Below are 13,843 nucleotides of genomic sequence, written 5' to 3'. Positions count from 1 at the left end.
CCAGAACCATTCATACATATTTTGACACATGCTATGAAGATCTCAAAGAATTTTACAGTTATTTTTGAAAGATGTCGTGAAAATGTCCCATGCATATTTATACTCCATGCATATTTTATTGATAAATACTATCCTGCGATAGTTAATCAATCATTTAGCATGGTTTTATTTTTGCAAAAAGGGGCTGGTTTTTCTTGGCACGAACACCATTAGCAAGTATACTGCAGAAATCATTTGCATTAGCAGGTACTGAAATGGAGAACCAATCAAGTACAGGACAAGCTATTATATTAGATATAAATCATTTAAAAAATACTCATCTTACGCGTGAAAATGCTCATAAGGGTAAGGTAGTAAATCCAAGGATTGTCATAGTAGGAGCAGGGTTAGCGGGGCTTACCTGTGCTTATCGGCTGAAACAGGCCGGGATTACCTCTACCATTTATGAAGCGGCCGATCGTGTTGGCGGCCGCTGTTGGACGAGGAGAGGTTACTTCAAAGACGAACAAATTGTCGAGCGTGGCGGAGAATTAATCGATACCTGCCATAAGGAGATTCAGAATCTAGCAACAGAGCTGGACTTAGAATTAGATAATTTAATCACCGCAGAACCCGTTGGCACCAAACCGTTCTATTTTTTTGATGAACACACTTATTCCTTTGATGAAGTAACCAATGATTTTATGAAAATCCTCCCAAAGCTTCAAAGGGATCTTAAGGAAGTAGGCGAAATGACCCTTTATGATAGTTATACCGAGCGTGGATTTGAGCTCGATCATATGTCGATTGTTGATTACATCAATGAAACGGTTCCAGGCGGCATCCATTCAAGATTTGGAAAATTATTAGCTGTTGCTTATTCCATTGAAAATGGAGCAGATGCCCATGTGCAGAGTGCGCTTAACCTCCTTTATTTGTTAGGATACGCACAAAAGGAGCCCTTTCGAATGTATGGTGACTCAGATGAATGCTTTCATGTTAGGGGTGGCAATGATCAGATTCCAGCTTTATTAGCAAAGAAACTTCAAGGACAAATAAAATTCACTTCGCAGCTGATAAAGATTGAACAAGACGATCATAAGATAAGGCTCTTTTTTCGAAATCAAGAGAAGGAGTGGGCAGTTTTAGCCGACAAAGTTATTCTGGCAATTCCTTTTAGCATTTTAAGAACGATAGATTATCAGAATGCAAGGTTTCGTCCATTAAAAGCAGCTGCCATTGAAGAGCTTGGAATGGGGGTAAACACTAAACTTCATGCCCAATTTGTCGATCGATTCTGGAATGGGCTTGGAAATAGTGGTGAAACATTTGCGGATACAGGCTACCAGCAGACGTTTGAATCTACACGTGCTCAACAAGGAACATCAGGAATTCTTGTTAATTTTACTGGGGGTGAAACTGCAGCCAGGCAAATAGCTTTCATAGATAAGGAATTAGAAGAGACAGCTAAGAATTTCCTGGACAAGCTAGAACCGGTATTGCCTGGAGCAATGAATAATTGGAATGGTTTAGCTACTGTAGACCACTGGCTTAGTAACCAATGGACCAAAGGGGCCTACTCGTATTGGAAGGTAGGTCAATATACAAAATTTGCTGGAATATTAGGAGAACGGGAAGGAAATATTTTTTTTGCCGGCGAGCACACTTCGATCAAGTATCCAGGTTATTTAAATGGAGCCGTTGAGACAGGTGAGAGAGCTGCATATGAGGTAATCTTTGATATGAATCTTAATGAAGGGCCACCAAATTAAAAAGGCTGTTCGAAAGGGGACCTGCTGTTCCCTTTTGACAGCCTTTTTGATTATGAGATGATTGAATTTAAAACCAAATAGTGAGGCTGAAATTAGAAAATGTCTCTAAGTTCACTGTCGGAATAAATGGAAATAAGGACCACTGCTTTTCCCTCACCAATATTTTTAACGAAATGCGGCACACTTGCGTTCCAGCTGAAGGAATCCCCTTCGTCAATGATCATCGAGTCCTCGCCTTGTTCTGCTAGGACTTTTCCCTCCAACACTAAATGACACTCCTCGCCTTCATGGGCATTTAATTCTCCCATAGAAGCACCGACAGGAAATTCAACCAGCATCATTCTTAAGCCTCCTTTAGAGGTTAAATGCTCTATTTTCAAGTTGTTAAAAGTAGAATAAGTCCGTTCATTCTTTCTAACGACACGCATGTGTTCCTTTTTTTCTAATAATAAATAGGGTAAAGGAACCCCTAGAAAGGTTGCGATGGTTTGCAACGTGCTAATCGATGGGGACGTGTTATTGTTTTCGACATTGCTGATAAATCCTTTTGACAGCCCTGTCCCCTCACACATTTGAGCAATGGTGATTTTTTTTCGGTTCCGGATTGCACGAATCTTTGATCCTATTTCCAATTGACCCACCTCTAGTGTCTCCGAGTATTCTTGTTTACCATTCTTTAGGCCGATAGTTTAAGTCTGCAAATAATTGATTCCGTTCTTTCTTCGACAAGTCTCGCCACTGTCCAATTGGCAGGTTGCCTAAATGAATGTTCATGATTCTAGTCCGTTGCAAGCGAACTACCCCATAGCCAAGTGCTGAGCACATCCGGCGAATTTGGCGATTTAAACCCTGTGTTAGGATGATTTGGAATACATATTTAGAAAGCTGGGTGACTTTACAGGGAAGGGTCTTTGTATCAAGAATTTCCACACCCGCTGCCATCTTCTTTAAAAATTCAGGAGTGATCGGTTTGTCCACAGTGACGATATATTCCTTTTCGTGCTTATTTTCAGCTCGCAAGATTTCGTTAACAATATCACCATCGTTCGTTAGAAGGATGAGGCCGTCTGAATCCTTATCTAATCGTCCAATATGGAAGATTCGTAAGGGATGGTTGACTAAATCAATGATATTTCCTTTTATATGTCTTTCCGTTGTACTAGTAATACCAACAGGTTTATTTAAAGCGATATAGACATAATTTTTGGCCACTTTAATGGGGCTGCCGTTAATACAGACCTCATCTCCGGGTTCCACTTGGCTGCCCATTACCGCCACTTTTCCATTGATCGTAACTTTTCCTTCGCTAACTAACTTATCTGCACCTCTTCTAGATGCCTTTCCCGACTCGCTAATAAATTTATTAATACGCATGATACACACCCTAAATGGAGAATTGTATTTTTACCATACCCAACTACCGCCTTTTTTTCAAGTCCTTCGGTGCCTGACACCATGTCCTCCTCTATGAACATGCCATTAAGTAGAATTTCTCATATAGAACAGTGATAGAAAAATTGTCGAAATAGTAGAGATTTTTTTAAGTAAATATCTAAAAAAATAGGAAAGTATGAGTACTTTCTCTTCTGATTTTTGACAAAAAATTCTGAAATTATATGTTATTTTTAGTAAAAACTACTAATTGGGGAGATTACTATGAAAAAACTATCAATGATTTTCGTTTTGCTGTTCGGTCTATTCTTATTTGTAAGCCAAGCTGATGCAAGTAGTGGTGGTTCACAGTTACTTATTATTAATAAAAAGACCAATACTCTTGCATTTTATGATAGCGGGAAATTAGTCAAAACTTTCCGTGTGGCTACAGGGAGGACAAGGTCACTTACTCCAGAAGGGACCTTTAGAATTGTCACTAAAATCATTAATCGACCCTATAATAAATTGAAGATTCCAGGCGGAGATCCACGGAACCCATTAGGGAACCGTTGGATGGGATTAGAAGCAAGAGGAACCTATGGTACAACCTATGCGATTCATGGGAATGCGAATGAAAATTCCATTGGAACCTATGCAAGTTCGGGATGTATCCGGATGCACAATTCAGAAGTACGTTGGCTTTATAGTCACATTAAAAAATATACATTAGTAATCATCACCCATACGGATAGCAGCTTTGATTCAATTGCAAAAGCGAATGGATATGGCAGTGGCTGGGTGGAACTAAGTGGAAACAAGTATTATTATGTCGATGGAGAAGCAAAAACAGGCTGGCAATCAATCAACGGAAAAAGCTATTTCTTTGATGACGAAGGGGTTATGCAGACCGGATGGCTTACCCAGAATGGCCAAAAATATTATCTTAATAAAAAAGGTGTAATGAAAACTGGGTGGCTTGAAAAAGACGGAAAGAAATACTACCTCGATCAAACGGGTGCGATGAGGACAGGATGGATAGCAGACAGTGGGAAGAAATATTATCTAGACAATAAAGGTGTACTGAAAACAGGTTGGTTATCGATCGACACAAATCGTTTTTATCTTGATAACAATGGAGCGATGAAAACAGGCTGGCTTGCTGATGGGGAAGAATGGTACTATCTCGACGATTCAGGCGTGATGAAGACCGGTTGGATTAACTCTGAAGGCAGATGGTATTTCCTAAATGATCATGGTGTGATGAAAAATACGCAGGAACTCGTTAACAATAGCCAGTGGGATTATCCTGACAATAATGAAGATATACAGTCAGACGGGACCAATTTATTAACAGAAAAGTACAAACTAAGCAGTCATGAGTCAGTCGTGACGGGCTGGTTGAATTATAAGGAGAAATGGTATTACCTCTATGTTAGTGAAGATATGGTTGCTACTGCTATCAATGAAGGGTAGGGGACTTTATCCTTCTTCTTCCTTATGATAATTAATTGATAATGCGCACCTTCGATGGTGCGTATTTTTTTGTGGCCAAAATTAGGAAGGAATCACAGGAGTTCGATAAGGTTGGGAGGATATTTGGCGAAGTATACAATTTTGCATACATGTTTACAATTCGTATACTTTTTGTTTACAAAGGCGCATACATGTTTACAAACTCGTGTACATATAGTAATGGCGCTATGTATACATGTTTGTAATCGTTGTTTACAAAAATATTGATAACAACGGTAAGTTTAAACCAGGCTGCTAGAGGACGGTGGGAAAAGGTACTAGGCTGATAACCCCATTGTCATAAAAACTGGCCGAAAGGGGAACCCACAGGCATTTTCCGTGAAAATGCCAAAGAACTTGTCACCCGCATGATGCCCGTTAAATCGCTGGAAGATAACGCCTTTCTCGATGATCAAAGAGGCGTGAATAATTCTAAAACTCTCGCCAGTAACAATTAGTGAGATTTCTCGACAAAGATGAGGCTACTAATTCAAATAGTACCAATTTGTTTGAGGGGAAATAAAAACAAATTAGTATCAATGAAGTAGTTATGGGCTGGTTAATTTACAAAGTGAAATGGTATTACTTATATGTAGTAAAAATATGAATTGCAAGTTCGATGAGTTAAGGGGAGGGGGCTTTGTCCTTCTTCCTTCCTCTTTCCATTTGATAAATTATTAGTTAAAGCACATCTTACCTGGGGCTGGTGTTCTTTTTTTGCTTAGTAAAGTAAAAATCAAAATAGGCTGGATTGGATAGTGAATTCATTTTCAAGTATACATTTTTGCATACAAGTATACGTTATTCGTGCACGTGTATACGTTATTGTAGACTTGTTTACAATTTGTATACTTCATGTTTACAATTACGTTTACATGTATACAAAACTGTAAACGTGGTGCTATTTCAATATGTATACAGGTTTGTTGATGTTGTTTACAGCAGTGTTTACACCGTTTATAAGTTTACGTATTGTTTACATTTTTACAGTTATATTTTTTTTAACTACAAATCATTGAAGAATCTATCAATCTTCTATAACCTTAAAGATGTATCTAGAAATACATAACTACATTAAAAAAATAAATCTATTAAATGAAAAGGAATGATTTTTATGACTAAATCCAGAGTTGCAGCTATTGATGTGGGGAATGACTCCATTAAGGCTATTTTCGGAGAACTAGAGTATGAATTGAATATTCCTAACATTATTGCTAGGGATACAGAAGATCGACCTGTTATTGGGATTGAAGAACTTGATAACAAAAATCCTTTGGATGGAATTCACATCAAAGTCCACTCCCCTGCTTTAAAAGAGAATAACGGAATTTATCGTATTGGTAATTTAGCTACTAAAAGTATTAATGCCACTGAGCTAGATCCTGGCAGCAGCAAGTCAGAGGAAGATCAAACATTAATTATGCTTTTTGCAACATTAGCTTTAGACGCAGTAAAAGAAAATAACTCAAATGCTTTCCCAAGAACAAAAAATGTGATTGATGCTAACTATACCTTAGGAACAGGTCTTCCCCTTCGTGAAGTTAAAGAAGGTAAGGATGCTGGCTATCGTTCTAAATTAGTTGGTTCTGTTCATCAAGTTGAATTCCTTGTCACACCAAAATACCAAGGATTGAAAGTAAATATTAAATTCGAAGAAGTCAAAGTATATCCTGAAGGGTTCGCCGCATTTATTAATCTCGTTTTGGATAACAACGGAAAAATCATCAATAAGGATCTTATTGATAAGCGCATCTTAATTCAAGATATCGGTGGATTATCAACGGATATTGCAGTTATCAAAAATCGTAATGTTGATGATGATAAAGCACAAGGGTTTAATCTAGGGGTTTCAGAATCATTAGAAGCCATTCGCGAAGAAATTAGAACAAAGCATGGCGTTGAGCTGGATAGCCGCCGTGATGTGGTTGAGATTATCACGAAGAAAAGCGATCGTAATCATATTATGGTGAAAGGAAGCCGGACAAGCGTTCATGATATTACCGACCGGATCCTGCTTGATTTAGCTAAAAAACAATATCGTTTATTACGTAATGTTTGGCAGAGAAACTCACAAACAGAAATTTGTTACTTTGTGGGCGGCGGGGCCAATGTCTTAAAGGAATACCTAAAGACGTTAAATAACAATTTAGACGGTTATAATATTGATTTCTTTGAGGATGAGAGAGAAAGTATTTGGATGATGGCCAATGCTTATTATAAACTTATTATGGACTTTGTTCGTAAAGCAGAGAAACAAAAACCAGTTAGAGTTGAGCCTGTAAAAAGCTAAATAAGGTGATTATATGAAAAAAGCAGCCTCAAATGAGGTTCAGCGGGGCCAGGCCATATCTTTTCGCATCCCCTCTGATACACCTGACCATATCTTGAAGCATTTGCAAAAGTTAAAGGATACAGAGAGAAGGAATTTTTCCAGTAAAATTGCCGAGTTTGTCATGCAAGGTGTTAGTAGTTCTGCTTCGAAGGAAAAGGAGACAATTACGATTCCCCTCCCCCAGAAGTTAACGAAAGCCCAGCGAAATTGGTTAAAGCATGAACATTCAGAAGCCTTGCTGGGAAGTATTCTATATCAGTTGATTTCTGATCCAGTTCGTTCGACGTCACTGCTTGCTTCATTAAATAGCCATTCGCTTGATATTGATGAAGCCCTATACCTGCAAGAAAAAGTATTTCCCGAGGAACTTCATCAAGATGACAGTTATCAGCAGATGGCTGCAACGAAGGAAACTTCACCCTCCCCTCTCGCCATAGATGATATGGAAGATGATCTCGAGGGGTTTGATTGGGAAAGTGCGCGAGAAAAGGAGCCGGTTAAAGAGGAAGATGAAATAGAAGAAGATATTGACGATTTACTTGGCGGTTTTCTTGCGAATATGAATAAATAATCAATTGGGCCAAACCTCATACGAGGTTTGGCCCTTTGTTCTGAATTAATGCTGTTGATTCGGCATTCTTTGGCTCTTTTGACTTGTAGCTTGCCGTTTTTTATTTTTCTGATCCTTTTCCTGCTTTTCATGCAGCTGTTCAACGAATTCATGAGTATTTCTGTTATCCATTCCGCCTAACCTCCTTGAAAAATCGAACCACTGTTATTTTGACCCAACAGGTTGAGAATATTCATTCATGCATTTGCCTTGTCGTGAATATGAATAAACATTATAGTCATAGTGATAATCAATCTATGAAACTATTAATTGATATGGTGGTGAGTCCATGGAGCTGCCTAACAATATTGTCTTACACGACGGTACATTAAATGAGCAGGTAATCCAGAAAAGAGAAATCCTCTATAAAGGGATGAATGGTAGATTTGTAGAAAGATTCTATCTTTCCCCTTCAAAAAGCTATATTTTCAAACCACTGACAAATAATGGTCAACTAGGAAAGGAAGTTTGGATCCATGAACATATTCTTCCCCTATTTCCGGCAATTTATCCAAGAATTATTTCTTACTCCATTAGTGAACACACTGAGTTAAACTGGATGATTCTTGAGGACCTTGGCCAGCTCTCCCACGACTTTAATGAGGAAATTGTCATGAGTGTGATTAAATGGGTGGCATGGTGGCATTCACTCCCTGTTGAAAAATTAGAAAATGTACCATTAACAGGGTTGAAGCCAAGAATAGAAGAAATTGTAGCAGATGTTTGTACAAAGAAGGAGGAGTTACTCCGTTTATTGCCTTCGTTAAACATGAAGGAAGAGCTCATTGAGGTTATTTTTGCCCAACTGAATCGCTTGAATCTTTCGGAGAAACAAGTGTTGACCCATGGCGATTTACATACGGGAAATTTTGCTATCGTTGGCAATGCGTTGAAGATTTTGGACTGGGAGCATACCCATCTCAACTCGCCGCACTGGGACCTTTACCATCTGATTGATATGTCCCATCCCCTTTTCCCGAAAAAAATAACCAGTCCATTGCGGAAAAGAATCTTGGAAGCTTATCTTGGACAGGTGGCGTTTAAGCATGACCAAGCTCGTTTTTTCCAAGAATATTATTTAGTTTCGTCCGTGTTTTCGATGTGGATGATTTTACTCATTCAAAAGGATTTGGAGGCCAACGATGGAATATGGCCGATAAAGCAGCTGAAAACCCAACTTAATGAAACGGTTGCCAGTCTTCAACAATGTGCCGCAGCTCTTGTTCATTTAAAAAGCTAACCTTGATCCTGTCAAGGTTAGCTTTTTTTGTTAATATTTTTGTTCAGTCAATTTGATGATTTCAATGACGGTTTGGGTGGCTTTGATCATATTATCAACGGAAATAAATTCGAATTTGCCGTGAAAATTTTCCCCGCCGGTAAAGATATTTGGTGTTGGCAGACCCATATAGGAAAGCTGTGAGCCATCGGTGCCGCCGCGGATTGGTTTAACAATTGGCGTTATGTCAAGGCTCACCATCGCTTCATGAGCAATGTCGACGATTTCCATCACCGGTTTAATTTTTTCACCCATGTTGTAATATTGATCGTTCAATTCCAATTGGATACTGTCGCTGCCGTAAATAGACTTGAGTTCATTGACGATGTTTTCGATCAACGCTTTGCGCGCCTTGAAGTGGTCCATGTCATGGTCTCTAATTATATAATGGAGCTTGGTAAGTTCAACATCTCCATTGAAGGCTAGCAGATGGAAGAAGCCTTCGTATCCTTCGGTATGTTCTGGCGCTTCCTGTGCAGGAAGCTTACTATGTAATTCCATCGCAATTTTCATCGAGTTGACCATTTTGTCTTTTGCTGAGCCAGGATGGATGTTGTTTCCTTTAATTGTAACTTTCGCTGCTGCCGCGTTGAAGCTTTCGTACTCTAATTCCCCAAGTGGACCGCCATCAACGGTATAAGCATGCTTGGCATTGAAGGCCGCAACGTCAAACTTATGTGGTCCTCTGCCGATTTCTTCATCTGGGGTGAACGCAACGCGGACCTTACCGTGTTTAATTTCTGGATGCTGAATCAGGTATGCCATGGCAGTCATAATTTCGGTGACCCCGGCTTTGTTATCAGCGCCAAGCAGGGTGGTGCCATCTGTCGTGATGAGGGTATGCCCCTTATAGCCGGAAAGACTTGGAAAGTCTTGCGGTGACATGACGACCTTTAGGGCTTCGTTTAGGACGATCTCTCCGCCATCATACTGATCGATGATCTGCGGATTGACGTTTTTTCCGGTGAAGTCAGTGGCAGTGTCAACATGGGCAAGGAAGCCAATGGTTGGTACGGCCTTTTCTGTATTCGGTGGCAATGTTGCCATCACGTAGCCATTGTCATCAATGGTGACTTCTTCCATGCCAATTTGTTTTAGTTCTTCTACCAGCATACGCAGCAGAGTCCATTGCCCTTCTGTGGATGGACAAGTTTCGCTGTCTTCATTGGACTGCGTATCCACTTTTACATAGGAAGTAAAGCGTTCTATGAGTTCGTTTTTCACTGTTAAGACACTCCCCTTTATTAATTATGTTCATGATTATCATATCACTTCGTGAAGGCGGATACATCTATTTCAACAGTCAATTAGATGGTGAAATGGTCAGAATTATGCATCGTACCACCCCCCGATGAGCCATACTATACACAACACGTTCCGTTCAAATATTTGTAAAAAATATCCTTGTCTACCTATTGACCATGGTGGTCAATAGGATTATAATGACTCCATTGACTCGTGTGGTCAATTAATTTTGAGGGGGAGGTTATAGAGGTGTTTTCGAAATTTCACAACATAGAAAAAGAAAAACAAGACCGAATCATCAATGCGGCCATAAAGGAATTTGCCCAAAAAGGCTATGATAAAGCCTCCACTAATGAAATTGTCAAGGAAGCAGGCATATCGAAGGGGCTCTTATTTCATTATTTTCAAAATAAAAAGCAGCTCTATTTTTTCTTATATGAGCATATGATTGACATCTTAATGGAAAAGATTATGGAAGAAGTCGATTGGGATGAAAAAGATATTTTTATTCGTTATCGGCAAATGGCGTTACTGAAGCTAGATCTATTCAAAGTCTATCCCGAACTTTTTAATTTTGTGAAGACAATCTATTCTGAAACATCATCAGAAGTGAAGGGCGATTTAGACCTCAGAGGAAAAGAGTTGCTGGAAGAGTCATTGCTAAAACTATTTTCAGATATTGATCTTTCGAAATTTAAAAAAGGGATTGATGTCCAAAAAGCGATAAGGATTATTAACTGGACTGTGGAAGGATTCGGCTTTCAACAGCAAAAAAAGGTTGTACAGCTATCCTTGGATGTTGAGGAAATCGTAATTAATGAGGCGATAGCTGAACTGGAAGAGTATCTAGATATATTAAGAGATGTTTTATATGAATAAGGAGGTGATCCTTCTTACTAGGTAATCAGCCCATTTTAAAACCATTTTGAGATTTGATCTTTAAGGGAGGTACTAACATGAATGTAATTGAAATTAACAACCTAACCAAGACGTATGGCAAATCAAGAGGGATCACAGATATTAGCTTTCATGTCGAGCAAGGTGAAATTTTTGGATTCATTGGGCCTAATGGTGCTGGTAAATCTACGACGATTCGGACACTTTTATCATTAATCTCCCCTACTAGCGGCGGTGCAACGATTTTCGGCAAGGATTGTATACAATTTGGCCCGGAAATAAAAAAAGAGATTGGGTACCTGCCATCTGAAGTTTTTTACTATGACAATATGAAGGTCAAAGATCTATTAAACTATTCAGCTAGTTTTTATAAAAAGGATTGCAGTAAGAGAATAAAAGAATTAGCGGCAATAATGGATCTTGATCTTAATAAAAAAATTGAAGACCTTTCATTGGGGAACAAAAAGAAGGTCGGTATTGTCCAAGGGCTGCTTCATGAACCAAAGCTGATTATCCTTGATGAGCCGACAAGTGGACTGGATCCGCTCATGCAGCAGAAATTTTTCGAACTTCTCGAGGAAGAAAATAAGAAAGGTGCGACGATCCTATTTTCGTCCCATATTTTAAGCGAGGTACAACGCCTGTGCAATCGCGTTGCCATCATTAAAGAAGGAAAAATCGTCACAGTTGAAAAGATTAGTACGTTAAAAGAAAACAATTATAAGAAATTCAAAGTTGAAACGAAAGCCGTCCCTGATCAGGAATACTTCCAAATTAGCGGCGTCAATAATTTAGAGGTAAAAAACAACATCATTAGCTTTTTGTTTAAGGGAAATATCAATACCGTGATGAAAAAAATTGCTGATATTGAAATTGCAAACCTTTGGATAGAGGAGCCTGATCTTGAGGAGATTTTTATGCACTACTATGAAAAGGAGGATTAAGATACGATGAATATCTTTTTACATGAATTAAAGGCCTATCGGAAGTCGACCATGATCTGGTCGATATCCTTAATATTGGTTGTAGTTCTATTTATGTCTCTTTTTCCTGCTTTTACAAAAGATGTGACCGAATTCAAGAAGCTCCTTGAAGGCTATCCGGAGCCAGTCAGAAAAGCGCTGGGAATGGATTTAAATACCTTATTTTCGATTCTGGGGTTCTATTGCTACGCTTTAACGTTTATTACACTGTGTGCAGCGATCCAGGCAATGAATCTTGGGACTTCCATTGTTAGCAAGGAAGTCCGTGAAAAAACAGCTGACTTTTTACTGACGAAGCCTGTTACCCGCAGTACGATTATTACGGCAAAGTTATTGGCGGCGCTGGTTTCGCTTGTCATAACAAATGTTATCTATTTTGCTGCGGCTAGTTTTATGGCATTTCAGGTAAAGACAGAAGATTTTAGCTTTCAAACGTTCTTCTTGCTTTCGCTGACGATATTATTCATTCAGCTGATGTTCTTAGCCATGGGAATTATCATTTCTGTTAGTGTTCCAAAAATTAAATCTGTCCTAAGTGTGTCACTAAGTACAGTATTTGCTTTTTACTTTTTAGGGGTAATCGGTTCAACAACCGATGATGAAGCGAAACGGTACATTTCTCCTTTTAAATATTTTGATACCTCTTATATCATGGAAAAATCCAGTTATGAGGTTTCCTTTTTAATTGTTGGAGTCGTCTTGATCATTCTTGCTATTGCTGCAAGCTATCGAGTTTATTCCAAAAAGGATATCCATGCTGTATAAGATTCCGGCTTAAATTGGTCGAAGTGAAATGGAGGGAAATGTTCATGAATATATATGTTAAAGAGTTAAAGTCTCATCGAAAGTCACTCATCTTTTGGAGCATTGGTGTCATTTTGATGGTGGCATCTGGGATGAGTAAATATGCCGGCTTGAAATCCTCAGGCCAATCGATAACAGAAGTATTTTCACAAATGCCAAAATCGATGCAGGCAGTTATGGGCATAGGTCCATTAGATTTATCAAAGGCTAGTGGGTTTTATGGGCTATTATTCCTTTATTTGGTCTTGATGGCAACTATACATGCAGCCATGCTTGGTGCCACGATCATTTCGAAGGAAGAACGGGACAAAACCTCTGAGTTTTTATTTGTTAAACCTGTTTCACGATCGAAAATTATTAGTGCCAAGCTACTGGCAGCGTTCACGAATATCGTCATCTTTAATCTCGTAACCTTCGTTTCGTCTCTCGTTGCTGTTGGAAAAATGAGTGAGGGCGAGGATGTGAACGGGGATATTGCGATTACAATGGTCGGAATGTTCATTTTACAGCTCGTGTTTCTGGCCATCGGCAGTGCGATTTCTGCGGTAAAAAAGCGGCCGAAAACGGCTGGATCTTTAGCTACAGGAATCCTTCTACTAGTATTTTTACTATCGGTAGCAATCGATTTAAATGAGAAACTTGAAAACTTAAAATACCTTACCCCATTCAAATATTTTGAAGCAAAGAATATGATGTATGGTGGTGGGTTTGAGGGAGTGTATCTCATTCTATCGGCCTTAATAATCGTCTTACTTATATATGTCACCTATGTATTTTATAAAAAAAGAGACTTGAATGTGTAGGGTTAAAAATAAAAGCGGAAGCTCTGTTCATAGGAGCTTCCGCTTTTATTTTGTTTACGACTAGGCTGCTAAAATGGGGTTTGAATTCATAGGAAAGAGAAAAAATTATTAAAATTGGAAATATATTGACTATTTGTTTAATTCTGAATAAACTTAATTGTGCAAGAGAATAGGACAATTAGGAGGGATCATTATTTTTGGATTATCGCTTTATTCTAGTAGAGTTATAAATTACTAGAAGTAAAAAATATAA

Annotated in this window: 13 protein-coding genes; 9 read left to right on the top strand and 4 right to left on the bottom strand. The window is 38.7% G+C overall.

Going from position 1 to position 13,843, the window contains the following annotated elements; genetic code table 11:
- Window positions 1-194: 194 nt before the first annotated feature.
- Window positions 195-1,751 (top strand): flavin monoamine oxidase family protein, encoded by a 1,557-nt coding sequence (locus ACJ004_RS18525; RefSeq protein WP_410894604.1) that lies wholly within the window; start codon window positions 195-197, stop codon window positions 1,749-1,751.
- A 92-nt stretch (window positions 1,752-1,843) separates the two neighbouring features.
- Here ACJ004_RS18525 and ACJ004_RS18520 read toward each other — a convergent pair whose 3' ends face one another.
- Together ACJ004_RS18520 and rluF are read right to left on the bottom strand one after the other, a co-directional pair.
- The gene (locus ACJ004_RS18520) at window positions 1,844-2,383 is read right to left on the bottom strand and encodes a helix-turn-helix domain-containing protein (protein ID WP_410894603.1); all 540 of its coding nucleotides are present in this window, start codon (window positions 2,381-2,383) and stop codon (window positions 1,844-1,846) included.
- A 34-nt stretch (window positions 2,384-2,417) separates the two neighbouring features.
- Window positions 2,418-3,125 carry a 23S rRNA pseudouridine(2604) synthase RluF gene (gene rluF, locus ACJ004_RS18515; RefSeq protein ID WP_410894602.1) on the bottom strand — a complete coding sequence of 236 codons (708 nt, stop codon included), beginning with the start codon at window positions 3,123-3,125 and terminating at the stop codon, window positions 2,418-2,420.
- A gap of 282 nt (window positions 3,126-3,407) precedes the next feature.
- On the opposite strand from rluF, the gene ACJ004_RS18510 reads away from it, so the two are divergent.
- The 3 genes from ACJ004_RS18510 to ACJ004_RS18500 all read left to right on the top strand — a co-directional run bounded on the left by ACJ004_RS18510 (window position 3,408) and on the right by ACJ004_RS18500 (window position 7,540).
- Window positions 3,408-4,598 (top strand): L,D-transpeptidase family protein, encoded by a 1,191-nt coding sequence (locus ACJ004_RS18510; protein WP_410894601.1) that lies wholly within the window; start codon window positions 3,408-3,410, stop codon window positions 4,596-4,598.
- A 1,153-nt stretch (window positions 4,599-5,751) separates the two neighbouring features.
- Window positions 5,752-6,927 (top strand): Alp7A family actin-like protein, encoded by a 1,176-nt coding sequence (locus ACJ004_RS18505; protein WP_410894600.1) that lies wholly within the window; start codon window positions 5,752-5,754, stop codon window positions 6,925-6,927.
- A 13-nt stretch (window positions 6,928-6,940) separates the two neighbouring features.
- On the top strand, window positions 6,941-7,540 hold the full coding sequence (locus ACJ004_RS18500; RefSeq protein ID WP_410894599.1) for a hypothetical protein: 600 nt from the start codon (window positions 6,941-6,943) through the stop codon (window positions 7,538-7,540).
- Between the two features lie 45 nt (window positions 7,541-7,585).
- Here the strand turns inward: ACJ004_RS18500 and ACJ004_RS18495 are convergent, their stop codons facing one another.
- On the bottom strand, window positions 7,586-7,711 hold the full coding sequence (locus ACJ004_RS18495; RefSeq protein ID WP_410894598.1) for a DUF4023 family protein: 126 nt from the start codon (window positions 7,709-7,711) through the stop codon (window positions 7,586-7,588).
- 157 nt (window positions 7,712-7,868) lie between these two features.
- Between ACJ004_RS18495 and ACJ004_RS18490 the strand changes: the two genes are divergently transcribed.
- Window positions 7,869-8,819 (top strand): phosphotransferase family protein, encoded by a 951-nt coding sequence (locus ACJ004_RS18490; RefSeq protein WP_410894597.1) that lies wholly within the window; start codon window positions 7,869-7,871, stop codon window positions 8,817-8,819.
- A gap of 30 nt (window positions 8,820-8,849) precedes the next feature.
- Here the strand turns inward: ACJ004_RS18490 and pepT are convergent, their stop codons facing one another.
- Window positions 8,850-10,082 carry a peptidase T gene (pepT, locus tag ACJ004_RS18485; protein ID WP_410894596.1) on the bottom strand — a complete coding sequence of 411 codons (1,233 nt, stop codon included), beginning with the start codon at window positions 10,080-10,082 and terminating at the stop codon, window positions 8,850-8,852.
- Between the two features lie 270 nt (window positions 10,083-10,352).
- On the opposite strand from pepT, the gene ACJ004_RS18480 reads away from it, so the two are divergent.
- From ACJ004_RS18480 to ACJ004_RS18465, 4 genes are all read left to right on the top strand, one after another.
- On the top strand, window positions 10,353-10,982 hold the full coding sequence (locus ACJ004_RS18480) for a TetR/AcrR family transcriptional regulator (RefSeq protein WP_410894595.1): 630 nt from the start codon (window positions 10,353-10,355) through the stop codon (window positions 10,980-10,982).
- Window positions 10,983-11,059: 77 nt separating this feature from the next.
- Window positions 11,060-11,944, top strand: a complete 885-nt coding sequence (locus ACJ004_RS18475) for an ABC transporter ATP-binding protein (RefSeq protein ID WP_410894594.1) — start codon at window positions 11,060-11,062, stop codon at window positions 11,942-11,944.
- Between the two features lie 6 nt (window positions 11,945-11,950).
- Window positions 11,951-12,748, top strand: coding sequence for an ABC transporter permease subunit (locus ACJ004_RS18470; RefSeq protein ID WP_410894593.1), 798 nt, complete (start codon window positions 11,951-11,953; stop codon window positions 12,746-12,748).
- 44 nt (window positions 12,749-12,792) lie between these two features.
- Window positions 12,793-13,590 carry an ABC transporter permease subunit gene (locus ACJ004_RS18465; protein WP_410894592.1) on the top strand — a complete coding sequence of 266 codons (798 nt, stop codon included), beginning with the start codon at window positions 12,793-12,795 and terminating at the stop codon, window positions 13,588-13,590.
- Window positions 13,591-13,843: the final 253 nt, after the last annotated feature.

This window comes from Neobacillus sp. 204, assembly GCF_046562815.1.
Classification (GTDB): domain Bacteria; phylum Bacillota; class Bacilli; order Bacillales; family Cytobacillaceae; genus Neobacillus.
This window is presented reverse-complemented; position numbering and strand designations above follow the sequence as displayed.